The sequence below is a fragment of the Pseudoalteromonas ruthenica genome, from assembly GCF_008808095.1.
Classification (GTDB): Bacteria; Pseudomonadota; Gammaproteobacteria; order Enterobacterales; family Alteromonadaceae; genus Pseudoalteromonas; species Pseudoalteromonas ruthenica.
In genome coordinates this window covers 959,165-982,460 of sequence record NZ_CP023396.1, presented here as the reverse complement: position 1 = coordinate 982,460, position 23,296 = coordinate 959,165, and the positions used below count along the sequence as shown (strand labels likewise).

At 48.6% G+C, this 23,296-nt stretch carries 17 protein-coding genes and 1 pseudogene; 6 read left to right on the top strand and 12 right to left on the bottom strand.

Annotated features, from left to right (window positions below; genetic code table 11):
• Window positions 1-20: 20 nt before the first annotated feature.
• Window positions 21-1,661: a phosphoglucomutase (alpha-D-glucose-1,6-bisphosphate-dependent) gene (pgm, locus tag PRUTH_RS04670; RefSeq protein WP_151172660.1), complete on the bottom strand. Its 1,641-nt coding sequence runs from the start codon at window positions 1,659-1,661 to the stop codon at window positions 21-23.
• Between the two features lie 10 nt (window positions 1,662-1,671).
• Complete coding sequence (seqA, locus tag PRUTH_RS04665; protein WP_053910513.1) at window positions 1,672-2,217, bottom strand: replication initiation negative regulator SeqA; 546 nt, start codon at window positions 2,215-2,217, stop codon at window positions 1,672-1,674.
• A gap of 182 nt (window positions 2,218-2,399) precedes the next feature.
• Here seqA and PRUTH_RS04660 point away from each other — a divergent pair, with 182 nt between their 5' ends.
• From PRUTH_RS04660 to fur, 5 genes are all read left to right on the top strand, one after another.
• A complete protein-coding gene (locus tag PRUTH_RS04660) occupies window positions 2,400-3,176 on the top strand; it encodes an alpha/beta fold hydrolase (RefSeq protein ID WP_151172658.1) in 777 nt (258 codons plus the stop codon).
• A 125-nt stretch (window positions 3,177-3,301) separates the two neighbouring features.
• Window positions 3,302-3,523 (top strand): DUF2788 domain-containing protein, encoded by a 222-nt coding sequence (locus tag PRUTH_RS04655; protein ID WP_022946545.1) that lies wholly within the window; start codon window positions 3,302-3,304, stop codon window positions 3,521-3,523.
• A 2-nt stretch (window positions 3,524-3,525) separates the two neighbouring features.
• Window positions 3,526-3,804 (top strand): LexA regulated protein, encoded by a 279-nt coding sequence (gene ybfE / locus PRUTH_RS04650; RefSeq protein ID WP_022946544.1) that lies wholly within the window; start codon window positions 3,526-3,528, stop codon window positions 3,802-3,804.
• 14 nt (window positions 3,805-3,818) lie between these two features.
• A complete protein-coding gene (gene fldA, locus PRUTH_RS04645) occupies window positions 3,819-4,346 on the top strand; it encodes a flavodoxin FldA (protein ID WP_022946543.1) in 528 nt (175 codons plus the stop codon).
• Between the two features lie 137 nt (window positions 4,347-4,483).
• Window positions 4,484-4,930: a ferric iron uptake transcriptional regulator gene (fur, locus tag PRUTH_RS04640; protein WP_022946542.1), complete on the top strand. Its 447-nt coding sequence runs from the start codon at window positions 4,484-4,486 to the stop codon at window positions 4,928-4,930.
• A gap of 51 nt (window positions 4,931-4,981) precedes the next feature.
• Here the strand turns inward: fur and PRUTH_RS04635 are convergent, their stop codons facing one another.
• Window positions 4,982-7,786 carry a collagenase gene (locus tag PRUTH_RS04635; RefSeq protein ID WP_151172657.1) on the bottom strand — a complete coding sequence of 935 codons (2,805 nt, stop codon included), beginning with the start codon at window positions 7,784-7,786 and terminating at the stop codon, window positions 4,982-4,984.
• Between the two features lie 313 nt (window positions 7,787-8,099).
• Between PRUTH_RS04635 and PRUTH_RS04630 the strand changes: the two genes are divergently transcribed.
• Window positions 8,100-9,134 (top strand): GGDEF domain-containing protein, encoded by a 1,035-nt coding sequence (locus tag PRUTH_RS04630; protein WP_151172656.1) that lies wholly within the window; start codon window positions 8,100-8,102, stop codon window positions 9,132-9,134.
• Between the two features lie 39 nt (window positions 9,135-9,173).
• Here the strand turns inward: PRUTH_RS04630 and PRUTH_RS04625 are convergent, their stop codons facing one another.
• From PRUTH_RS04625 to PRUTH_RS04585, 9 genes and pseudogenes are all read right to left on the bottom strand, one after another.
• Window positions 9,174-10,691 (bottom strand): glycogen synthase, encoded by a 1,518-nt coding sequence (locus PRUTH_RS04625; protein ID WP_151172654.1) that lies wholly within the window; start codon window positions 10,689-10,691, stop codon window positions 9,174-9,176.
• A gap of 2 nt (window positions 10,692-10,693) precedes the next feature.
• The gene (gene glgC, locus PRUTH_RS04620; protein ID WP_138590455.1) at window positions 10,694-11,986 is read right to left on the bottom strand and encodes a glucose-1-phosphate adenylyltransferase; all 1,293 of its coding nucleotides are present in this window, start codon (window positions 11,984-11,986) and stop codon (window positions 10,694-10,696) included.
• Between the two features lie 2 nt (window positions 11,987-11,988).
• Window positions 11,989-14,484, bottom strand: a complete 2,496-nt coding sequence (locus PRUTH_RS04615; RefSeq protein WP_151172653.1) for a glycogen/starch/alpha-glucan phosphorylase — start codon at window positions 14,482-14,484, stop codon at window positions 11,989-11,991.
• Window positions 14,481-16,556: a glycogen debranching protein GlgX gene (gene glgX / locus PRUTH_RS04610; protein ID WP_151172651.1), complete on the bottom strand. Its 2,076-nt coding sequence runs from the start codon at window positions 16,554-16,556 to the stop codon at window positions 14,481-14,483. Before glgX ends, PRUTH_RS04615 begins: the two co-directional genes overlap by 4 nt.
• Window positions 16,549-18,810: a 1,4-alpha-glucan branching protein GlgB gene (glgB, locus tag PRUTH_RS04605; RefSeq protein ID WP_257221036.1), complete on the bottom strand. Its 2,262-nt coding sequence runs from the start codon at window positions 18,808-18,810 to the stop codon at window positions 16,549-16,551. Before glgB ends, glgX begins: the two co-directional genes overlap by 8 nt.
• Entirely contained in the window at window positions 18,788-20,794 is a 2,007-nt protein-coding gene (gene malQ, locus PRUTH_RS04600; RefSeq protein WP_151172650.1) for a 4-alpha-glucanotransferase, read from the bottom strand. The genes glgB and malQ overlap by 23 nt, the downstream gene beginning before the upstream one ends.
• Window positions 20,795-20,796: 2 nt before the next feature.
• Window positions 20,797-21,099, bottom strand: a complete 303-nt coding sequence (locus PRUTH_RS04595; protein ID WP_022946533.1) for an isoamylase early set domain-containing protein — start codon at window positions 21,097-21,099, stop codon at window positions 20,797-20,799.
• Between the two features lie 450 nt (window positions 21,100-21,549).
• Window positions 21,550-21,957, bottom strand: a pseudogene (locus tag PRUTH_RS04590) (GFA family protein).
• A gap of 151 nt (window positions 21,958-22,108) precedes the next feature.
• A complete protein-coding gene (locus tag PRUTH_RS04585; RefSeq protein WP_151172648.1) occupies window positions 22,109-22,894 on the bottom strand; it encodes a YqjF family protein in 786 nt (261 codons plus the stop codon).
• Window positions 22,895-23,296: the final 402 nt, after the last annotated feature.

Sequence of the window (23,296 nt, the reverse complement as noted above, 5' to 3'; positions counted from 1 at the left end):
GACTGGCTTATATGAGCGGGTTAAGCAATGGCGTTATCAACCAACGCCTTGGCTGCTTGTTCTAATTGTTGTAAATGTTCTTCACCTTGGAAGGACTCAAGGTAAATCTTGTAAATGTCTTCGGTGCCCGACGGTCTGGCCGCAAACCAGCCATTTTCAGTCACTACTTTTAGACCACCAATCGGAGCATCATTGCCTGGCGCATGAGTCAGCTTGGCTGTGATCGCATCTCCGGCCAGTTCCGTGGCCGTAATGGCCTCAGCACTGAGTGCTTTCAGTTTCGCTTTTTGCTCACTATTAGCAGGGGCGTCAATGCGCTTGTAAACAGGCTCACCAAATTTTGCCACTAGTTGCTGGTAATACTGCGAAGGCGTTTTACCAGTAACGGCGAGAATCTCAGCAGCAAGTAACCCCATAACAAATCCGTCTTTATCGGTGTTCCATACCGAGCCGTCTAAGCGTAGATACGAGGCTCCGGCACTTTCTTCACCGCCGAAACACAATTCGCTGCTGTGCAAACCGTCAACAAACCATTTAAAGCCCACAGGGACTTCAAACAAAGTTTTACCGTGGCTTTGTACCACTTTATCAATCATCGCACTGGAAACCAGGGTTTTACCGACTTTCACATCGCCCGGCCACGCGCTGCGATGAGTCAATAGGTAATCAATAGCGACGGCAAGAAAGTGGTTGGGATTCATCAACCCGTCTGGGGTAACAATACCGTGGCGGTCATAATCTGGGTCGTTACCAATGCCAATATCGAAGCGGTCTTTTAGTGCGACCAAATTGGTCATCGCATAAGGGGATGAGCAATCCATTCGGATTTTGCCATCTTTGTCTTGTGGCATAAACGCAAAACGAGGGTCTATCGCGTCGTTCACAACCGTGAGGTTTAACCCGTATTGCTTGGCAATATGCGGCCAATAATGAATTCCCGAACCACCGAGGGGGTCGATACCTATGGTGATCCCTGATTTGGCGATCGCGTGCATATCAACGACATTGGCTAAATCAGCAACAAATGGGGTTATTAAGTCCACGTATTTGATAAAACCAGAGCGCACGGCCTTAGCAAAGGGGAAAAGCTCCACTTCCACCAGATCTTCAATGAGTAACTGATTCGCTCTATCTTCAATCCATTTTGTGACGTTGGTATCAGCAGGCCCACCATTGGGTGGATTATATTTAAAACCACCATCTTGAGGTGGATTATGTGAGGGCGTCACCACAATGCCGTCAGCCAATTCATGTGGGTGCGCTTTATTGTGGCTCACTACCGCATGGCTTATCACCGGAGTGGGCGTAAAGTCATCGTCTTGCTGGGTAATGATTTGCACTTCGTTAGCGACCAATACCTCAATGGCAGAATTAAACGCCGACTCCGACAACGCATGCGTATCTTTGCCTAAAAACAGTGGCCCGAAAATATTCTCTTTTTTGCGGTAATCACAAATAGCCTGGGTAATAGCCAAAATGTGAGATTCATTAAATTGCGTATTAAAAGAACAACCACGATGACCGGAAGTACCAAATGCGACCCGGTGCTCTGGAAATTGCTCCACATCAGGCTCGTTGAGATAATAAGCGCTCATTAATTTAGGTACATTAACAAGATCGGCTTGCTTGGCGAGTTTTCCGGCATTGGGGTGAAGGGCCATACCTGATTCCTTATAAATAGTCGCGAATAGTTTCTGCTTGCTCTTTAGTGTAACCCAGCTCTAACGCCGCTTCATGCAACATCATTTTCTTACGGGTGGTATTAGAGTTGGTCATTACCCAAAAAGGACTGTCATCGATATTCTTTGGGTTTAGACTGCTACCACTGGCCTGCAACTCCTCTTTACTTTTACCAAAGTATCGACGGTCACGGCCTTTAATATTCAGTACGCGGTGGAATGTGGTTTTATGGGTGCGGTGCAGCGCTGCAAGAATAAACAAGAAGCGGCCAACAACGCCCTTTTGCATCGCCAGTTCTTCTTTATTAAGAATGTCGAACACGCTGGCTTGGCTATCATCAGCTTCAGCTATGGGCTGCGCTTGCTGCTGCTCGGGCTCATCGCTTACATCGGTTTCTACAGTGGCTGGCGCAGCTACGGGCGCTGCGCTTTGCAAATTCAATAAACGACGCAAAATCTCAGAGGCACTTTCGCCAATGCTTTGGGTATTGCTGGCAATATATTGGTATAGCTCGTCGTCTATTTCTATTTTTTTCATGATATTCCTGTCATTACTGCCAAGTTTACAAATGCTTTGCAGAATTATACCCAAGTTACCTGAATAAGCTAGGGGGCGTGCCCTGTGTAGGCCCTTAGCAACTGAGCAGTGTTTGACCAAGTGTTGCATTGCGCGCGCCCAGTGGGCACAATTTACCTACTTTCATCGATGATAACGTGTTTATGTTACTAAATTATCAAAGCAGCTCTGAGGCGCCGAAAAATGCTCCCACAGTGATTGTTATTCATGGTTTATTCGGCTCATTAGATAATCTTAAAGTCGTTGCCAGAGCCCTCAGTGAGCAGTTTCATGTAATTAACGTGGACGTGCGCAATCACGGTCAATCTTTTCACAGCGAGACCATGACCTACCCCGCTATGGCCGAGGACATTATTGCGCTGATGGATGAGCTGGAGATCGCGCAAGCGCACATTGTGGGTCATTCCATGGGCGGCAAGGTGGCTATGCAAGTAGCAATAGATGCACCCGAGCGCGTCAGCAAGCTCGTTGTACTTGACGTGGCTCCAGTGAGTTACCACTCCCGTCATGACGCCATTTTTCAAGCGCTTGAAGGCGTTGCCAGTGCATCGGTTAGCTCACGTTCGCAAGCGGATGAGTTAATGAGTGAATACATAGCCACACCGGGTGTACGCCAGTTTTTGGCTAAAAGTTTGAAAAAAACCGACAAAGGCTCCCTAGAATGGCAATTTAATTTGCCAGTGCTAAAACAGCAATATGCAAATATCCTATCGCAGCCAGTTGTAAATGATTCTTGTTTGTGTGATACACTGTTCGTTAAAGGTGGCGACTCAGACTATATTTTGCCTGAGCACAAAGAACAGATCATGACCCTGTTCCCGAATGCCAAAGCAAAAGTAATTCAAGGCACCGGACATTGGCTACACGCTGAAAAACCGGCAGCAGTAAATAAATCCATCGTTGATTTTTTAACACGTTAATCCATATCAATAGTATGGGCGTAATTTAGGGTTAGTATAACGGAGGCTAAAAGCCTCAATATCACCTAAATTATTGGATTTTTCTGTGCTACAATGCGCGCCGTTTTACAGATAGGTAGCAGTCAATGGTCGACCAATTAATCAATGAGATCGATACCCTCGGGTTATATTTTGGCCTTGCTGGCATCTTTTTTTTCATCGGCATGGCAATTCAAGACGTACTTAAAAAAGGCGATGTGCCTAAATTTGGTCGTTATATTGTCTGGCTTGTGTTGTTTTTAGGCTGTTCCGGCTTTATCGCCAAAGGGCTTATTCAAGTCTTCTGGCAAGGAGCAGGTGTGGGTTAACCATGGCCAAGTCAGAGCTAGATAGAACCACGCTCGATTTATTCGAGTATGAGCGACGCCCGGGTCGTCCAAAAACTAACCCGCTCCCTCGGGAGTTACAACTGAAAGTAAATAAGCGTAACCAGCTCAAGCGCGATAAAGCGCGGGGCTTGAAACGCGTCGAATTTAAAGTTTCATCAGAGCTGTATCAAGCATTAAATGATATGGCAGATGCGCAGAATATTAGCCGTAGTGCGTTGATTGAAACCATTTTGCAAGAACGATTGGCTATAGATACATAAAAGGTTATTTATTCATGGCAAGTGTAGGTATATTTTTTGGTAGTGATACGGGTAACACTGAGCACGTTGCAAAAATGATCCAAAAAGAGCTCGGCAAGAACATGGTAGCCGTGCACGACATCGCGAAAAGCAGCAAAGAAGAGATTGCAGAGTTTGACCTGCTGCTCTTTGGTATCCCCACATGGTACTACGGCGAAGCGCAGTGTGACTGGGATGACTTTTTCCCTGAACTAGAAGAAATCGACTTTGACGGCAAGCTATGTGCTATCTTTGGTTGTGGTGATCAAGAAGATTACGCCGAGTACTTCCTTGATGCCATGGGCATGGTCAACGACATTATCACCGAGCGTGGTGCTATTGTAGTCGGTAATTGGCCTACCGAAGGCTATGATTTTGAGGCATCAAAAGGGCTGGTTGATGACGAGCATTTCGTTGGCTTGGGCATTGATGAAGACCGTCAACCAGAGCTGACCGATGAGCGTGTGAAAACCTGGTGTAAGCAGATTTTTGATGAAATGTGCCTAGCAGAACTTGCCGACTAAGAACAAAAACGCTAAGGGTAACTTGGCTTTACACTTGATAGTAAAGCACGTTATTCTTAGCCATTATTATGCGTCGCACGCACCGCTTGCTGTCCCTTAGCGGTGCAACCAAGAATCTAAAATCGAGAACAAGTTGAATGACTGATCATAATCTAGAGCTTAAAAAAGCGGGCTTAAAGGTCACGCTACCGCGTATTAAAATCCTAGAAATCCTCCAGTCTCCGGATAACCAGCACATCAGTGCCGAGGACGTCTACAAAATCCTGCTTGATAACAGCGAAGAGATCGGTCTGGCTACTGTTTATCGCGTTTTAAACCAGTTCGATGATGCTGGCATTGTCACCCGCCACCACTTCGAAGGCGGCAAATCGGTATTTGAATTGGCCGGCTCTACGCACCACGACCATTTAGTGTGTTTAAAATGTGGTCGAGTGATCGAGTTTGAAGACGACATGATTGAACGTCGCCAGGTAGAAATCGCAGAAGAAAACGGCATTACGCTAACTAATCACTCACTCTATCTATACGGCGAGTGTAAAGATGTTGAAGCGTGTAAGAACTACGCCGAGATGAGCAATAACTAATTGCTAATATGAAAAAAAACCTGCGCTAACGCAGGTTTTTTTGTGTCTTTATTACTGACAATGGCCTTCATCAATACTGAGTTTCAAGCTCGCTCCAGCGCTGTTGCCAGATACTTTTAAATACCCCCAGTAGTTGCTTTGACCACTCACCGATAAACACTCCACGTTTCCTGATGTGTCACTGCGGGCCTCAACATTGCTGCCATTGGGCCAGCCTTGGTTGGCATATTCCAGCATTAAATCGCCACTGCCATGGGCCGTTTCGATACGCACACTTTGCGCTGCGGCGACATTTTCAATACTAAACCACATCGGTGCCTGCGCACCTAAGCAGATAGTCTCACCGGCCACTAAGCGACCATCAGTACGCGGCCCTTGTTGCGCGCACATATCATCGATGTGAGAAGGCGCCTGATAGCTGGCTGTTAGGCTCACATCTGCAAACGCATTATACCCTCTGACCATGATATACACTTCACTGGTCGCGCTACCTAGATTGAGCTGGCATTGTTCCTCATTGCCACCAATATAAGGACGACAGTCAAACTCACCTGTGGTGGGGACTTGCTGTTCACGAACATAAAGGTCAGCATCGCCACTGCCTCCTGAAAGGGTCACATCAAGCACTGAAGTGCCTTGCGGCAATGTGATACGGAACACTTGCTCGCTATCTTGTGCACCACTGATAGACACGCTTTGCCCATTGCTCAGCTCAGTAATACCGCCGCTGCTATCGGCCTCAATGGTAATACTGTGACTAACACTGTGGCTCAGGCCCTGCTCATCACTCACACTCAAGGTCACGATGTAACTGCCCGGCTGATTATAGCTATGCTGTGCAATAGCCCCTCGCCCTGATGTGCCATCGCCAAAGTCCCAAAGATAGCTTGCGATAGCGCCTTCGTTGTCGCTGCTCGCACTGCCATCAAAGGCCACACTTTGATTCACAACCCCTGTATCGAGGGCGTTAATACGGGCCGTTGGCGCGGTATTGTTTTCGCCACCGGCGAGCGCTTGTGTCCAAGTCGTGAATTCATTGCCATAACTCGCCGCCCAGCTATTCATTTGGCTTTGATAGCCTTGCCAGTTGCCCTGGCGAGTATTCGCTAGCATGTTGGCCAACTCGCTGCGGTGACGCTCAAACATAAAGCGCACCCCCAAGTATCCCCAGCGATAAATTCTATCTTGGTCAAAACCGGCATACGTGGTGGCAAACACCTCGCCTAATTGGTAAGTGCTGCCATCTTTTATGGTCTCAATTGCAGCGCTATTGTCCTCAAGTAACGAGACATATTCAGCCACTCCCTCACTCCACCAAACTATATCGGCTGTTGGGGCATTAAAGTCACCATAAAGATTAAAGCGCCCGTCTAAGTAGTGAACATATTCGTGCTCTAAATTCCAAACATAGTGGTCAGCGTTGGCATAGCTGGCCTCGTAAGCAACAAAGTTGGCCTGATTGTCCGGGTTGCTTGGATCCCCCTCTAAATACATACCGCCATTGTTGGTATCGATGCCAAAAATAACCCCAGCATATTTTTTATAATCGTCGCTGCTATTGAACACATTCACCTGTAAGAAGGAGTTCAAATCATCGGCAACAGGTTGATTATTAGTGGCTAACTTGTCGTGGAACACCCCTTCTTCGTAAGCCATTTTTTCACAGGCTGCTTGTTGTTGGCTGGCACTTAATTGTTGTGCACGAATGCGAATGGTGTCACTGCACTGGTGAATTTGACCCAATACCTGCTGCTCAACCTGTTCTTTAAAACCACATACCTCAAACTGCGCGCAGGCACCGTAGTAATCGACGATGTCGGCTGCGCCTAACCAGAGGGCATCACCGTAGCCAACCATGTTATAACGGGCAAATAGTGCGCTAAGCTGCTTATCGGCCTCATCTTCAATTGGCTCGCCGCTGTGCATTTTTAACCGCGCTAACTCCCTTGCCGCGTTGGTGATCAGATATTCGCTGTCGCTACCTATCATCCAGGTTTGCGCTGTGAACTCACCTAACAGTCGTGCCAGCTCGGTATCGGTTTTTGCCAGCGCCATGAATCCATCATTCCATTGGCCTCGGAACAAAATGGTAAAAATACCATTTACCGCCGAGCGCATATGCCAGCTATTAGCATAACTTTGGTCCCAACGACTCAGCCATTGTTTAACTTGCGGTAAGTAGCGGTGTTGTAATTCAGCGCTATCCATAGTGATGATCACTTCACTAAGCGTCTTGCCATGGGCGTCGCTGTTGGCATAAAAGTGGGTATTGGCAACAAAGGCATCCAGTGCTTGCTGGGTCGCCTCAGTTGCAGCTGGCGATAAGCTTACCTGATCGTTATAGAACTCGACATAGAAGCCAGCGCGCAGGAACAAAAATAGCGCTTCCAAATCAGCACTGCCTTGGCCGTTATAATTGCTGGCAAGCACAAGCGCCCTATCAGCAACTGCTAACATTTTACCATCAGTAACAATTTGTCCAGCGACTTCATTGCTGGCACTAAATAGCGCGTTGACGCAATCTACACCCTGGCTGGTCACTTGCTCGGCGATGGTGGCGCTCGACGCATCAGCCAATTGCTGCAGGGCACACTGCGCACTCGCATCTGCCATCAAGCTAGAATGTGAAAGCTCATTAACTAAATGGACTGAAGAAAGCTGCGTTTGCCTATCAGCCGTTGGCGGCGCGATATGTTGCCTCTGCTGATCCGCCTCATGGGCAACAGCCAATGAATGCTGTGCACTTATAGGTTTAAACAATCGCTTGCCATCACTGGTGCCCGGGTGCGCACTAACGTGGCCAGCTACGCAGCCAAGCGTAACCATCAGTGCCGACGTAATTGCTGATTTTCTCATAATGTACCTTTTCTGGGTTGATTGAACTCGCGGCAAAGTTAACATTTAGTTAATAATGTATACAATATATTTTATATTCGTTGTGGTTATATCGTTAGATTCAAATTCCCTTTTTTGATTACAAGCAACGTGTTAGGCCATTGCTCGCTGCGAGCCGAGCTGCAAGATGCCAAGCGTATGGGTCGGAACAATAAAGAGAAGAAAATATGACAATGACGGAAATGGACGTCCCGGTTTTTATATATTGACTATACTCAGGGCTAGCGACCACGTAGGTCGCATTATGTGGTAAATTTATAGGGCCTACCGAATCATGCAAGAAGAATTATTAAACTCGGTTATCAAAATTACTAAAACCAGAGATGTAAACTCCCTCGAATACAGCCTAGTCACCACCCTACAAGAGTTCATACAGTGCCAAGAGATAGCAGTTTATAAGGACTTACAGGACTTTGGCCGCAAGGTCATAGAGTGTAGCCTGGTGCTACACCATGAGAATGCCGGTCAATATCAATGGCACGACACACACATTGTAGAATCCCCTGAATCTGAACTTCTCTCGTGTTTACAATCCGCTTGTATCATTACCGTACAGAACAACAATGGCATTGAGCATCGCTGGCTGCCCATTTCGATTTTTGATAAACCTGTGGTCGCCATCAAGGTGGTCAGTAATCACTTGAGCTCATCACAACAAGTGTTACTGAACGCCTTTTGCCGCATTTACGAAAATTACCTAACCATTTTACATGAGAATGAGCGCGACAAGCTGACCGGATTATTAAATCGGCAAACCTTTGAGCGTAAATTTAAACGCCTGCTAGAAAAGCAAGTGAGGAACCAAAAAGCCCACAACCAAGAGAATAATAACCGCAAGCGCCAACCCGAGAGTTACTCGTGGTTAGCAATGGTGGATATCGACCACTTCAAACAAGTTAATGATAACTATGGTCATGTCTGTGGTGATGAGGTATTGCTTATCTTGGCGCAGCAGATGCGCGGCTTCTTCCGCGCTTCAGATTTAATGTTTCGCTTCGGCGGCGAAGAATTTGTACTTATTTTTGAGCCTTGCAAACAAGAAGATATCAATGAAAAAATGCAGGCGTTTATGGACCATGTGCGCAACACCCACTTCCCCTTTGTAAAAACGCTGACAGTCAGTGTGGGGATGGCTCGTATCAGCCCTTATGACTTCCCCATCAGCGTATTAGAGAACGCCGACAAAGCACTTTATTATGCAAAAAATAATGGCCGTGATCAGCTGCACTTTTTTGATGATCTTGTGAAATCCGGTGCAATTTCACCGGACAATGCTAATCAGGATGAAGGGGATATCGACCTGTTTTAGGCCGCTCCCCAAGGTGTCGCTGAGTCGTTTGCGCCGCAACTAATGGGTGTACAACTGCTCAAGGTAACTGACGGCGACTTGGTGCCAGTCAAAGCGCGTGTTTTTGGCTTGCGTGCACAATGTCTGCCACTGCGCTGGCTCGTTATGGTAAATAGCAAGAGCACGCTGCAAGGCAGTGAGTAGCTGCTGACTTTGCTGTTTTGGGCTATTGCCCGTGAAGGTGAAACCATTGACGCCTTCGGCAATGGTGTCTTTAAGGCCGCCCACTTGATGTACTAAGCAGGGCGTGCCCTCGCGCATCGCTAAAAGCTGACTGATGCCACATGGTTCAAATGAGCTGGGCATACAAAATAATGACCCAAGCTGGTACATCGCATCACCCAACTCTAGGGCGAAGCCACGTAAAAACAAGAAGTTGTCATGCTCGGCCATCGCCTGTGTTAGCAACGCTTCAAGCGCCGGATCGCCAGAGCCCAGCATCATAAAGTGCTTGCCTTGCTCAGCTAAACATCGCAACAGTTCACCCAGCGTATCATCATCAAGCAATAGCGCGACTTTTTGCGGGCTGATCCGCCCTACCGAGCATAGCCAGGGTGTGACCTCGTTGGCACGCCATTGTTGCAGGCGAACATGGGCGATGTAATGACTCGCGCTTAATTGGTTGGCCTTGCCCATCCATTGTAATACAGCCTGCTCTGCGAGCTGCCATAACCGTTTTTGAGTGTAATTTACCGACTCGCTTTGGTAGTCACAGCCATTGAGGATGCCCAACAAACGATTTTGCTGTTGTGCGGCAACCAACTGATTTTCCAACCCTTCTCCACCGATAAAACCATGCTCCATATTGCTTGGACGCTGAACCTCTTGCATATACTGGGGTGAGACCACGTGCACTTTGTCACATAGTTCAATGGCAGCGCGCATTGGATTATAGCAATGGGGATAGCGCGGATCGCAAATACGCTGGCCATCGTAACTTAACCATGGAAACCACGATTCGAGCGCCGACGGGTCGTGGGCAAACGGCCTCACACCTTGCAATGCTAAGTTGTGAATGGTGTATACCGTGTGCGTGGCTTTTAGTCTTTGCAAATCTTTGCCATAAGCACGAAGCACTGCCAACGTGGCACTGTGCCAATCATGTAAATGCAACACATCAGCCGCTAGTACACCTTGCTCTATCGCCTGCGCCACCGCCAAGCAAAATAAGGCAAACTTACTGGCGTCAGCGGCAAAGGGCCGGCCATCTTCATCGTGATGATAAACATGTTCACTGCACAGCCACGGATGCGATAACACATAGTGACTGACTCCATCGCGTTTGCTTACCAATAAAAGCTGTATATTAAGCCGTTGGTGAGCAAAGTGAACCTGCACCTCGGCACAGGGCTGCGCCTCAATGAGCTCCATGCATTGGTAATGCGGCAAAATGACATCGACTCGGGTACCTTGCTCGGCCAAGGCTTTTGACACATTGCCCACCACATCAGCCACCCCACCCACTTTCGCACCGACAATGGCGCTACTCTCAGCACAAACAAATAACACTGACTTCATTATTACGCTCGCTGCTGACTCTGGGCATCGGTTTTTTGCGCAAGCGCCGCCAACATATCGCGCGTTACCAACACAATGCCATTTTTGGATACGCGAAAGCCGTGTTCAATATCTTCCTCATGATCTAAGCCAATAGTCAGTCCTTCTGGTATTTCACAGCCCCGGTCAATGATCGCTCGCTTAATATGGCAACCGCGATGAACGACCACACCGGGGAGCACCACCGCTTGCTCAATTTGACAAAATGAGTGCACGTGCACATTAGAAAATAATAGCGACTTGCGCACTTGCGAGCCGGAAATAATACAGCCACCGGAAACCGTTGAATCCACCGCCATCCCCCGGCGTTCATCGTCATCAAAAATAAACTTCGCTGGCGGTAATTGCTCTTGATAGGTCCAAATGGGCCAAGTGGGGTCGTACAAATCCAATTTCGGCTGCGGTTCAACCAACTCCATATTCGCTTCCCAAAACGAATCTAAGGTGCCAACATCACGCCAATAGGGCTGCCCAGACATGCTCGGATCGGTAAATGGGAAGGCATATACCTGGTGATTGTCGATGATTGCCGGGATGATATCGTGACCAAAATCTCGCCCCGAGCAGCTGTTTTGCGCATCTTTTTGCAATTGCTCAAATAAAAATTCAGTGTTAAACACGTAGTTGCCCATCGAAGCTAAGCACCGACCCGGCTTTGCTGGAATTTCATTCGGCACAGCTGGCTTTTCATCAAAGCGGCGAATACGGTTTTGTTCGTCGACGGTCATAACGCCAAAGGTGTTGGCAGCCTCTTCGGTGTCGACTTCAATACAGCACACCGTCATATCGGCGCCCGTTTCTACATGTTTTGCCAGTAACGCCCCGTAGTCCATACGGTAAACATGATCGCCTGATAAAATCATGACATAACGGGGTAGCTCATGACGAATGATGTCCATATTCTGAAATACCGCATCGGCAGTGCCGCAATACCACTCATCGCCGTAGCGCTGTGACGCGGGTAAAATCTCTACTGACTCACCGAGCTCTTTTTTAAAGTGTCCCCAGGCGCGATGTACATGACGAATTAACGAGTGCGACTTATATTGAGTCGCCACCCCGACCCTACGTATCCCCGAATTGATGCAGTTCGAAAGCGGAAAATCGATGATGCGATGTTTACCCCCAAAATACACGGCCGGCTTGGCGCGCCAGTTGGTCAGCTCATGTAACCGCGATCCTCTGCCTCCGGCGAGGATCAAGGCGTAAGTATCACGGGTTAAAGTACTAATGTATCGATTTGCATAACTTGGCATCGTTATTCTCCTTGGCGCGTTGGCATGGCCTGTAACTGCCATATGTCTTCACTGTATTGGGCAATAGTGCGATCACTGGAAAACTGACCAGAAGCAGCGGTATTTAAAATACTCATTTGAGTCCAGTGTTTAGGGTCTTGATAAGCTTCGCTGACAGCTTGTTGAGCTTGGCAGTAACTGGCAAAGTCATAACAGGTAAGCCAAGGGTCGCTATCGTCATAAAGGAGGTTAATAATGGGAGCGAAAATATTCGGCTCACACAAATTAAAATGACCGCTTTGTAGCAAGGCGATTACTTTTTGCAGCTGCGGGTCGTTATCAATAATAGCGCGTGCGCTATAGTGCCTGCGGATATCGTCGATTTGCTCAATCTTGGCGCCAAAAGTAAAAAAGTGCTCGCCACCGAGTGCTTCAAGCATTTCCACATTGGCGCCATCTAGGGTGCCTATGGTCAGTGCGCCATTCATCATAAACTTCATATTGCCGGTGCCTGACGCTTCCTTACCCGCCGTGGATATTTGCTCTGATAAATCCGCTCCAGGGCAAATTGTTTCCATCGCTGTGACATTGTAATTCGGTAAAAACGCTACCCTTAACCATGCCTTCGCACGGGGGTCATCGTTAATGGTGTTGGCAACATTACATATCAACTTAATAATGCGCTTAGCCATATCGTAACCGGGGGCCGCTTTGCCCCCGATCAGCACACAACGGGGCACCATGCCTTGCGTATCGCCATCACAAATGCGCCGGTATAAATGAATCACATGCAAAATATTGAGCAACTGGCGTTTATATTCATGAATGCGCTTGACCTGCACATCAAACAGCATGGTCGAGTCAAATTGCACGGCGCAGCGCTGTTGCACCAACTCGCACAGCCGCGCTTTGTTGGCTTGTTTTACCTTTTGCCACGCGGCAATAAAGCTATCATCATCGTAGTAACGGCGAATACGGTTAATATGCGCGAAATCTTTTACCCAATCATCGCCTATTTTGGCGGTGATCAATTGTGCCAACTCGGGGTTACAATGAGATAGCCAACGCCTAGGCGTGACCCCATTGGTCTTGTTATTAAACTTCTGTGGCCACAGCGCATAAAAATCTGCAAACAACTGCTCTTTTAGTAAGCGGCTATGCAGCGCCGCCACCCCATTGACGGAATAACTGCCAACGATGGCTAAATAAGCCATTCGTACCTGGGGATTTTCCCCCTCTTCAATAAGCGACAAAGCACGCTGTTTTTGTGCACACCCGGGCCACTGTTTAGCGACTAAGATTAAGAACCGCGCGTTAATTTCATAGATAATTTGCATCAAACGCGGCAGTAGCCGTTGCATTAAAGCCACAGACCATTTTTCCAGCGCTTCGGGTAGCAAGGTGTGGTTGGTGTAGGCCATGGTACGAGTGGTTATCTGCCAAGCATCGTCCCAACTCAAGCAGTGTTCGTCGATAAGCAGGCGCATTAATTCAGCTACGGCAATACTGGGATGCGTATCGTTGAGTTGAAATACATGATAATCGGCAAAATCTGTAAACTGTGCGCCTTTGATTGCTATCCATTGGTTGAGCCGGTCTTGCAGTGCGGCACTACAGAGAAAATATTGTTGGCGCAGGCGCAGCTCTTTGCCATTTTCACTGCTGTCATTGGGATACAGCACCATGGAAATTTGCTCGGCGAGGTTTTTTTGCGCCACAGCCTCGGCATAGCCACCAGCATTGAACTCACCAAGGTCAAACTCATCGGTGGCCTCACTTTTAAATAGCCGTAAGGTATTGACGATATCATTACCATATCCTGGCACGGGCACATCATAAGGCACAGCTAACACATCTTGGGTGTCCAGCCATTGGCGGTGTTCGCGGCCTTGATGGTCTCGATAAATATCGACATGACCAAAAAACTTCACCCGCACGGTTTTATCCGGTGCTGGAAATTCCCACGGATGGCCTTCACGCAGCCAATGATCGGGCTGCTCTATTTGATGACCATTATCAATGCGTTGATTAAACATGCCGTATTCATAACGAATACCATAACCTGTGACCGGCAAGGCCATGGTCGCACAGCTATCTAAGAAGCACGCAGCCAAACGCCCTAAACCACCATTTCCTAAACCAGCGTCGTGCTCAGCGCTGGCTATATGTTCGAGCTCAGCGCAGTAATTGGCTAGTGCGGCGCTCACCTCAGCAGCCATATCTAGGTTTAAAATAGCGTTATTTAAGCTACGTCCGATGAGAAACTCTAACGACAGGTAGGCAACTCTTCGTGTTGGCACTGAGGTGGTGACATTACGGGTTTGTCGCATGCGCGCCACCAACCTATCACGTATTGTCAGCGCCAGTGCTTGATACAAATAATGCTGCGATTCGCCCACTTTGTCGCGCCCGAGGGTATAGTGAAAATGACGAGCCAAATCATCGGCCAACGTTTCGCTATCAAGTAGCGGCGCATCCTGCCAATCCACAGGGTGGCATACAGTGCCAGACGTAGTCATAGTGTTTGCCTTGTATTGTGTTTGTTTTCAACGTTACTAAACACCCAACCACTACAGGGAGTTAAGGTTATTTCTTGAACCACAGCAATGCCCTGCGTTGCAGGCACACTGTGTTCATCCGTACTCAAACGCAGGTGCCATTGCAGTGGCGTATTATCTGGGCTCACTAAGCGCAACGCTTGCTCGCGCCCGCCGCGATGCAGTACCACACATAAATAGTGATGGGCCTGGGTATCGATACTGTAATACACCAAGGTATGCAGCGAGGGGTCATGCCAATCGTCATTGCTCATCGGCCGCCCGTCAGGGCGATACCAAGCAATCACAAAGCGCGGGTCGTTGTCATGGATGTACTCCGGGTGCGTAAAAATGGCGAATTCACGACGCAGCCTTTGCACATCGCTGATAAACAGTGCTAACGGATGGTGGCGAGAGACATCGTGCCAACTAAGCCAATTAATGGCGTTATCTTGGCAATATGCATTATTGTTGCCCCCTTGCGAGTGCCCCATTTCCGAGCCGGCGCTGAGCATGGGTACGCCTTTGGAAAGTAATAAGGTGAGCAGTAAGTTTTTTTGTGCTCGCAAACGCAGTAACTTAATGTGGGCATCGTCGCTGTGCCCTTCCACACCATAATTACAGCTGTAGTTGGCATTATGGCCGTCTTGATTGTGCTCTCCGTTGGCGTGATTATGCTTTTGTTCGTAGCTGACCAGGTCGGCCAAGGTATAGCCATCATGACTGGTGATAAAATTAATGCTGTAGCTTGGCACCATGCCGGTGGCGCTAAAAATGTCGGCAGAGCCATGCAAGCGCTTGGCTAACACGCCCAGTAAATCGCTATCGCCGCGCCAAAACCGCCTGACAACATCGCGATATTGGTCATTCCACTGTCGCCATGGAGCAGGAAAAGCGCCAAGCTGGTAACCTCCGGGGCCAATATCCCAAGGCTCGGCAATCAGTTTCGCGTGTTGTAATACCGGGTCTTGTGCAAGGCATTGAAAAAAGACATGTTCAGGGCTAAAACCATGGCGCTCTCGGCCTAAAATACTGGCCAAGTCAAAGCGAAAGCCATCGACCCCATATACCTGATACCAATGCCGTAAGCTGTCCATGACCAAGCGCAACGCACCCTGTTGGGTTAAATCTAAGGTGTTACCGCAGCCAGTGTCGTTAATGTAATGACCTTGCTCATCAAGGCGATAATAACTGCGATTATCGATGCCCCTTAGGTGGCAACAAGGGCCAAGCGCTTCGCCTTCACAGCTGTGGTTGTAAACCACATCAATCAGCACTTCGATATTGTGTTGATGTAACTCCGCGACCATGGCTTGAAATTCGTGCACATCGCCGCTAACCAAATAATCACTATGCGGAGTGAAAAAGATCAGGGTGTTATAGCCCCAATAATTACTCAATCCGAGTGGCTGTAAAAACGCTTCACTAATGAACTGCTGCACGGGCATAAGCTCAATGCTGGTCACACCTAGCGCCTTGATATGCTCAATGAATTGCGGCGTTGCCAAGGCTGCAAAACACCCGCGTTGGACGTTCTCAATATCGGGGTGGCGCTGCGACCATCCCTTAACATGACATTCGTAAATAACAGTGTCATGCCAGGCAATCTCCGGGCGTTTACCTTTATACTGGCTCAGCGCAGTTACCTGTGCTTTAGGCATTAAGTGAGCATTATCAAACGGACATAGCTTACCTTGCTCATCAATAGCGCGGTGGCGAATACTGTGTTGAAAATCACCAAATAGCGAGTGTGCATAAGGGTCGAGCAGCAACTTGTTAATATTAAACAACTGCCCTTGTTCAGGAGCAAAAGGACCATCCACACGATAGCCATATAGCTGCCCTTTTGCAGCCCCTGAGACATAAACATGCCAATACCCGGGTTCACCTTTATGTAGGGCTATGCGTGCAATTTCACTGTGCCCAGAAGCATCATACAGACACAAGTACACGGCACTGGCATGACGCGAGTACAAGCAAAAATTAACCCCTTGGTCATCAATATAAGCCCCCAAGGGAGCACCAACGCCCGGCTTGGTAATAAATTTACTCATGATCAGGTGCCTCCCACAACAGATAAACACAAGCCAATGGCGGCACACAGATGCTGATAGACTGACTTTGCCCATGCCAGGGTAGAGGCTCCGATGGGAGTGGCTCTGAATAGAGTGGCTCCGAAGGGGATAGTTGCTCATTTGCAGGTCGCTCAGCGCACACCCTAACGCCACTGCCGAAGTATTGGCTCTCATCGCTATTAGCGATAACTCGGTAACTACCAGCGTGAGGCACACCAATGCGAAAATCATGATGTACTTGAGGCGTCATATTCACAACCGCGAGCACGACTTGCGGGAGGCTACTGGCAATACGTACAAAGCTGTAAATGCTTTGCTGGCTATTATTCCCATCTAACCACCGAAACCCACGCTCATCACAGTCATTTTCATGCAGAGCCGGGTAAGAACGATAAAGCTGATTCAGGCATTTAACCCAACGCTGCATGCCTTGGTGCGCTGGGTCATCAAGCAGGTGCCAATCCAACGCTTGGTTATGATCCCACTCGCGCTGCTGAGCGAATTCGCCGCCCATAAATAGCAGCTTTTTGCCAGGGTGAGCCCACATAAAACCTAAATAGGCGCGCAGGTTCGCGTGTTGCTGCCAACTATCCCCTGGCATTTTGCTCAGCAACGACCCTTTACCATGAACGACTTCATCATGGCTTAAAGGCAAAATGTAATTTTCGCTATAGGCATAGACCATGGAAAAGGTCATGTCGTGGTGATGGTATTGGCGGTAAATCGGGTCTAACTGCATGTAGCGTAATGAGTCATTCATCCAGCCCATATTCCACTTAAAACCGAACCCTAAGCCGCCACTGTCGGTGGTTTGTGTGACTCCAGGCCACGCGGTCGATTCCTCTGCGACCATCATAATGCCGCGATTTCGCCCATAGCACACACTGTTGATTTGCTGAAGGCAAGCAATAGCACCGAGGTTTTCTCGCCCGCCCAAGTGGTTGGCCAACCACTGCCCATGCTCACGGCTGTAATCAAGGTATAACATGGAGGCCACGGCATCCACGCGCAACCCATCTACCCCGTATTGCTCTAACCAAAAGCTGGCGCTAGAGGTGAGAAAGCTACGTACCTCTTGGCGCTCATAATTGTAAATATAGGTATGCCAATCTGGATGATACCCTTGGCGATGATCGGCATGCTCATACAAATGCGTGCCATCAAAACGCCCCAAACCGTGAGCATCTGCTGGGAAATGTCCCGGCACCCAATCTATTAGCACACCAATATTGTGAGCGCGGCATTGCGCGCAGAAATAGGCAAAATCATCGCCACTGCCGAAGCGCGAGGTGGGCGCGAAAAGGCCGGTGCTCTGATATCCCCACGAGCCATCAAAAGGGAACTCGCTAACGGGCATTAATTGAATATGGGTAAACCCCATTTCTTCAACGTACGGAATTAATTGCGCGGCTAACTCACGGTAATTTAAAAATTGGTTATCGGCGGTGCGCCGCCAAGAGCCAATATGCAGCTCATAAATACTAATGGCCGCATCGATGGCATTGCGGCGCTCGCGTTGCTCATAGCTTTGCTCATCCAGCGCTTTAGGCAACGTAACAGCACTGACGCGCGAGGCGGTATTTGGCGGCAGCTCTGTAGCAAATGCATAGGGGTCGGCTTTTAGTAAGGCCTCACCCGATAACGTGCGAATATGGTATTTGTAGCATTGGCCCGGCGCTACATCGGGTATAAAAATGGCCCAAACACCGCTGTCTTCAACCCGCGCCATGGGGTGCTGGCGACTATCCCAGTGGTTAAAATCCCCAGTCACGCTCACCGCGAGGGCATTAGGAGCCCACACGCTAAAACGCACGCCACAGTGGCCTTGCAACGTCATCATATGAGCACCAAGGTGACGCTGCGCCTGTTGCTCTGTGCCTTGGCGGAAATAATATAAATCGGCGGCACTGAGCCCTAAGGGTAAGCAAAATGGGTCGGCCTGAACTACCACCGCCTCTGGGTAAGTAACATGGAGCTGATACGGAACAAATTCCGCCTGCGCTGGCGCGATAAACACCTCGGAGTCTGAATAGCGCTGGGCAATACAAGTGTGAGTGGCAAACTGCACCTCCACCGCCAAAGCACCGGGCTTGTAGAGAATCACATACCAGCTGCCGTCAATGCATTGATGGCCCAATAGCTGTCGCGGCTCACCCACTTGCGCCCCTTCAAGGGCGCAAACAGCATCGGCTAAATCAGGAAGTGGCGTATTATCTATCATCACATGTTCCATGACGACTCCTAGTCAGTTCACAGATAAACTGCTGTTGCTGCTGTAAAATAGCGACAGCAGATTGGCTCAACTGTCGTCGCCAGTTCGGGTATTCACGGTGCGTACCGGGGATATTGACCGGCGCATGTTGGCCGTCTAAATCATCAAGTTGCAGGGTCAGCAACTTACTACTTCCTTGGGCAAGTGCCCGGCACAAGGCGCGATACACATCGGCACTGGTGCTGTGTAACGAAACCGACTGCCCTTGTTGAGTGAGTCGCTCAATCAGCGCGCTTTTATGGTTTTGACGTTGCTCATATAACGACTGTTTTTGCTCCGCACTGATAAGCGCCAGTTGCAGCGCTTGATTAAGATCATCGCCCTGCCACCACTGGGCAAAAGGCGGTAAATCGTGGTTGCTGATCATCAATAAGGTCTGCTCATCAAGGTGTTGCGGCGCGCTAAAGGCTGAGTGCTGGTAACAAAAGTAATACACGGTGTTGGAGAATATCTGCGCTTGTGCCAAGGCCTGTCGTACTTGCTCTGGCACCACGCCTAAGTCTTCACCAATCACCACACACTGATGTTGATGACTGAGTATTTTTATTAGCGCTAACAGCTCATCAAAGGGGTAATAGACATAACAGCCCTGCTCATCGACACACCACCAAATGCGCATCAACGCCATCACATGATCAATGCGCAGCGCCCCTGCCCCTTGCATATTGGCGCTAAATAACGCTTTGGCATAGACAAACCGGTGGTGCTTCATCGCTTGCGGCAACAATGCTGGCATGCCCCAGTTTTGCCCCTGTGGCGCAAAATCATCCGGCGGCGCACCAATACAGGCATGGGGAGTAAACAGCGCTCGGTAACGATTAAACTCGCCACCCCTATCACTCACGCCAACGGCCAAATCATTGATAAGGCCCAACTTCATACCCGCCTCTTGCGCTATATTTTGGCATTCTTGGCGCTGCAGCCAGGCTTGCCATTGCCAATAACAAGCCTGCTCATCATCTGGTTCATCCAAGGTATCAAGAGCCACACGGTGCTGCTCTTTAAACTGTGCAAATTCGGCCTTGCGCTCAGCACTTGCTGTGGTGCAAAAACGCTCAAATAACGCGTGTAATAATGGCAGCTTAAGCGCATAGACTTGCTCGTAATCGAGCCAAGGCGCACTTTCGATACTGCTATAGTGCCTTTTGGCCTCATTAAGCTGCGCCAAAATCGCCGCATCACATTCCGGTGAATCCTGAACGGCAATGTACAGCGGGTGGATAAGCATGCGGCTGCTAGGGCTGTACGGGCTATGCCTACTGGCATCATTACAATCGAGTAAGTGCAAGGGATTAAGTAGCACATAATCTATGGATAACGCAGCGGCTTCGCGCAGCAGCGCTTTGAGATCCGCAAAATCACCCATGCCCACCCCGTGTTCGCTCACCAAGGTGTACAAGCCGCACGATAACCCCACACTTTTAACAGCTGCTTGCTGGCCATAAGCGCCTTGATAAACGTGTTGTGGCGCCCACCACAGCTCTAGCTCAGCGCTATGCTCTGCGACGCGGACCCGAGCGGCGTAAAACCCAGGCGCCAACCAACCTTGACCCAGTTCATAGCTAAGTGCGAGGTAGCGACAGCCATCAATTACGTAGTCACCGGTCACTTGCCCTTGGCTAATGCACCAGTTAGCGTGTTGTGCGTTCACCTCTAGGTGCAAGCTTGCACTCTGCTGCCGCTGAAACTGCGCCTCGCTCAGGCGGATAACTAAACGTGGCGAAGGCTCCGAGATAACCATAATGTCATCGCAAAGTTGCTGCCAAGGGGCCGCGTCAAGCTGATAGTTAAGCGCGGCTAAGGCGTCGAGGTTATCAACATCGACCCCCATGGCCTCAAGCACTTTTACCCGCAACGCTTGATCAAATTGTTGCTGTTGCCCTTGGCAATCCACGTAGCTGTCGCCAACCCCCATCAGATAGAGGCTTTGTGCCAGCGTCTGCATTGTTAAGGCTGAACGTGGGTTGATACCACACTGTTGTCAGTGCCATAGGCATTGGCAACATAGGCATCGGCTTGGTGGTCGTTATCCCACTCTTGGTCATCGATTAAGTAACGAAAATGAAATTCGCTGTTTTTGGGAAGGCGCGTTTTAACGCGAAATGTGCTGCCTTTTTTAGAGCAGGTCATGGGCAAAGGTTGCCATTGATTAAATTCCGCCACGAGCGCAACACGGGCTGCGTGTGGGTGCTCATACTCAAAGGTCACTTCTGCTTCGTTTTTTGTTTTGAAAAAACGCTTCTTTAACATAGCTGGGCTCCAAACAAGTGTATATTTGTTCGCCACATCAATGTGCTATGGATACTGCTCAGCAAATCGGTGTGTTTTGCAAAGTCTGATGGCGAGGTTAGCAAAGAAATATGGACGCATTATTACAGTGCATAAAATGCGCTTTCTCGGTGCAATCACGCCGAAAAGTGAGGGTGTCACCCACCACATATAGGCTGTTAGCAGGATAAGTGCCAAGGCAGCTACTGCGAACCTCAAATAGATACAAGGGATAATAGAAACAAACCAACAAAACGCATAATGAGATATTTTCACGCGTGCTTGCGAGCAGCTCACAGGGCAACAGACTGTTGCAAATCTAACACTGTTTTAGAGGGAGTTTGACTGAAGAAATTAATATAAGGCAGCGCTATTTCCTACAAAGCACCCAACGCCGTCGGTGCCAGATTGCAGCCTAGCGCAGCGCCAATTTCACTGCCGCCCAGGCTCGTGCTTTTCATAACGAGGGAGCGCTGCGTCTAACTCATCCCAGTTTGCTTTTGAGGTCACAAAATTATGAGAAATGGGTCGCTCTGTAATATCACTGCCTAACGTTCCAAGGCGCAGCCGATACCTGTTTGGCGACTGCGCATTAGCACTGTAAATGGGCGCCCCGCACTGGCTGCAAAAGTATTTACGTTTACCCTCAGCACTTTGGTAATAAATCTAAGTACCTGCTTTGTCTGTTATTTTTAAATCTTCCGCATTAATGAAGCCATTGGTTGCATAAGCACTGCCGCTGGCCTTGCGACATAAAGAGCAATGACAATGAATGATATCAGTGAGAGTGCCCTGCAATTGAAAATAGATTGAACCACACAAACAACTTCCCTTATACATCTGAATTCCTCTTTTAACTGTTCGCTCTGGGCCCACCATTTAACAAAAAGCAACTGACTCTGCGTTACACCACGCTATAAGCCGTGGCAAAAAAGTGCGCCCACCCTAGTGCCAAGGGCCGCCAATGACGTTTCCACGCCATACTGTATTTTTATCGAATCACTTTAGGGGGTAAATAAATAGTAAATTCATTAATAGGTTCAACAAGAACGCTGTGCGCGACTTGTTGCTCCTCTGGCATCACTAAGCCCAAGCGCGATAACAAACCAAAGTTGGCCGACTCAAGGTTTGCCGGCTTCACTTCTAGCGCTTTGTGCCAGACTCGATACGTCCCCAGTTGACCGTCACGGCGATAATAAAAGCCCGCGAGCGGATGAGTTAAATACACCAACCCCGTTTCTACATCAGGAAAGCCCGGTAACTCCAGTTTAGAGTCTGGGCTTTGGGTTAGTTCAACATGTGCTGGCGCCCAATCGGCTTGAGTAACCATTTTATATTTTGAATATAGCCTGGTTGATGAATCGAACTCACAATCAAACTTCACTTTGCCACTATACCAAGGCAAGTTCCAAACAAACCTAGGGACAGCTAAAGTCCAAGAATCCAACGTGGTACCTAGGAACCAAACACACCTTTCGTTGGTCTTTTTATCGATAATGTAGATGCGGTAGTTTGTTTGGCCCATGGTAAATTTAGGGAATGGAAAAACAGCCGAGGTAAAATCAACATCGATGAAAGGAACAACAGAAATTAACGCCTTTTCTTCACCATTAATTTCTAGGGTATCCAATTCAAATCGCTCCGGGAAAAGCCCCTCAAACCGTGAAGGGTCTACAGCATAAGTAATAATTGAGAAGTGTTGTAATTTGCACAAAACATCAATCCCTCTTGGCGCTGGCCGAGGGTGAAGAAAGTCTTTTAATTTTAATGAGTCCATCAACGTACATTCCTTGAATCGCTGTCATCCACTAAAAGTGGACGTCCTTGTTGGGCATAACGCCCCTCTGACACCACTGGCGGTATGTTACCCCCATGTTTTATGTTGCCGAGCGCGGTTATGACCACTCTTTATAACTGCAAAGATACCGGATTTTGCCAGCTGAGGCGAATGGCGTTCACTACAAACACCCGCTTAAATTTTAATAACTTACCAATCGTCACTGTACGTCCTAAAGCAATGAGGTAACAGACTCGACCTAATCTGCCTGAGGGTTTAAGGCACAGTAGATATAGCCAAAAGCGAGGCGATAAAGCTTGTTCTTCAGGGTAAAGGGTTAAGGGTTTTAAAGTTTAGAAAGGGTGAGTAGATAGAAATTGGCTTAAGGTATCGCTTTAAAGC

What these genes read in the sequence shown, in the direction of transcription:
- PRUTH_RS04635 (WP_151172657.1), bottom strand. Translation starts at nt 7,786, where the DNA reads ATGAGAAAATCAGCAATTACGTCGGCACTGATGGTTACGCTTGGCTGC.
- fur (WP_022946542.1), top strand. Translation starts at nt 4,484, where the DNA reads ATGACTGATCATAATCTAGAGCTTAAAAAAGCGGGCTTAAAGGTCACG.
- PRUTH_RS04625 (WP_151172654.1), bottom strand. Translation starts at nt 10,691, where the DNA reads ATGAAGTCAGTGTTATTTGTTTGTGCTGAGAGTAGCGCCATTGTCGGT.
- PRUTH_RS04630 (WP_151172656.1), top strand. Translation starts at nt 8,100, where the DNA reads ATGCAAGAAGAATTATTAAACTCGGTTATCAAAATTACTAAAACCAGA.
- glgX (WP_151172651.1), bottom strand. Translation starts at nt 16,556, where the DNA reads ATGAGTAAATTTATTACCAAGCCGGGCGTTGGTGCTCCCTTGGGGGCT.
- PRUTH_RS04655 (WP_022946545.1), top strand. Translation starts at nt 3,302, where the DNA reads ATGGTCGACCAATTAATCAATGAGATCGATACCCTCGGGTTATATTTT.
- PRUTH_RS04595 (WP_022946533.1), bottom strand. Translation starts at nt 21,099, where the DNA reads ATGTTAAAGAAGCGTTTTTTCAAAACAAAAAACGAAGCAGAAGTGACC.
- glgC (WP_138590455.1), bottom strand. Translation starts at nt 11,986, where the DNA reads ATGCCAAGTTATGCAAATCGATACATTAGTACTTTAACCCGTGATACT.
- PRUTH_RS04615 (WP_151172653.1), bottom strand. Translation starts at nt 14,484, where the DNA reads ATGACTACGTCTGGCACTGTATGCCACCCTGTGGATTGGCAGGATGCG.
- ybfE (WP_022946544.1), top strand. Translation starts at nt 3,526, where the DNA reads ATGGCCAAGTCAGAGCTAGATAGAACCACGCTCGATTTATTCGAGTAT.
- pgm (WP_151172660.1), bottom strand. Translation starts at nt 1,661, where the DNA reads ATGGCCCTTCACCCCAATGCCGGAAAACTCGCCAAGCAAGCCGATCTT.
- PRUTH_RS04660 (WP_151172658.1), top strand. Translation starts at nt 2,400, where the DNA reads ATGTTACTAAATTATCAAAGCAGCTCTGAGGCGCCGAAAAATGCTCCC.
- seqA (WP_053910513.1), bottom strand. Translation starts at nt 2,217, where the DNA reads ATGAAAAAAATAGAAATAGACGACGAGCTATACCAATATATTGCCAGC.
- malQ (WP_151172650.1), bottom strand. Translation starts at nt 20,794, where the DNA reads ATGCAGACGCTGGCACAAAGCCTCTATCTGATGGGGGTTGGCGACAGC.
- fldA (WP_022946543.1), top strand. Translation starts at nt 3,819, where the DNA reads ATGGCAAGTGTAGGTATATTTTTTGGTAGTGATACGGGTAACACTGAG.
- PRUTH_RS04585 (WP_151172648.1), bottom strand. Translation starts at nt 22,894, where the DNA reads ATGGACTCATTAAAATTAAAAGACTTTCTTCACCCTCGGCCAGCGCCA.
- glgB (WP_257221036.1), bottom strand. Translation starts at nt 18,810, where the DNA reads ATGGAACATGTGATGATAGATAATACGCCACTTCCTGATTTAGCCGAT.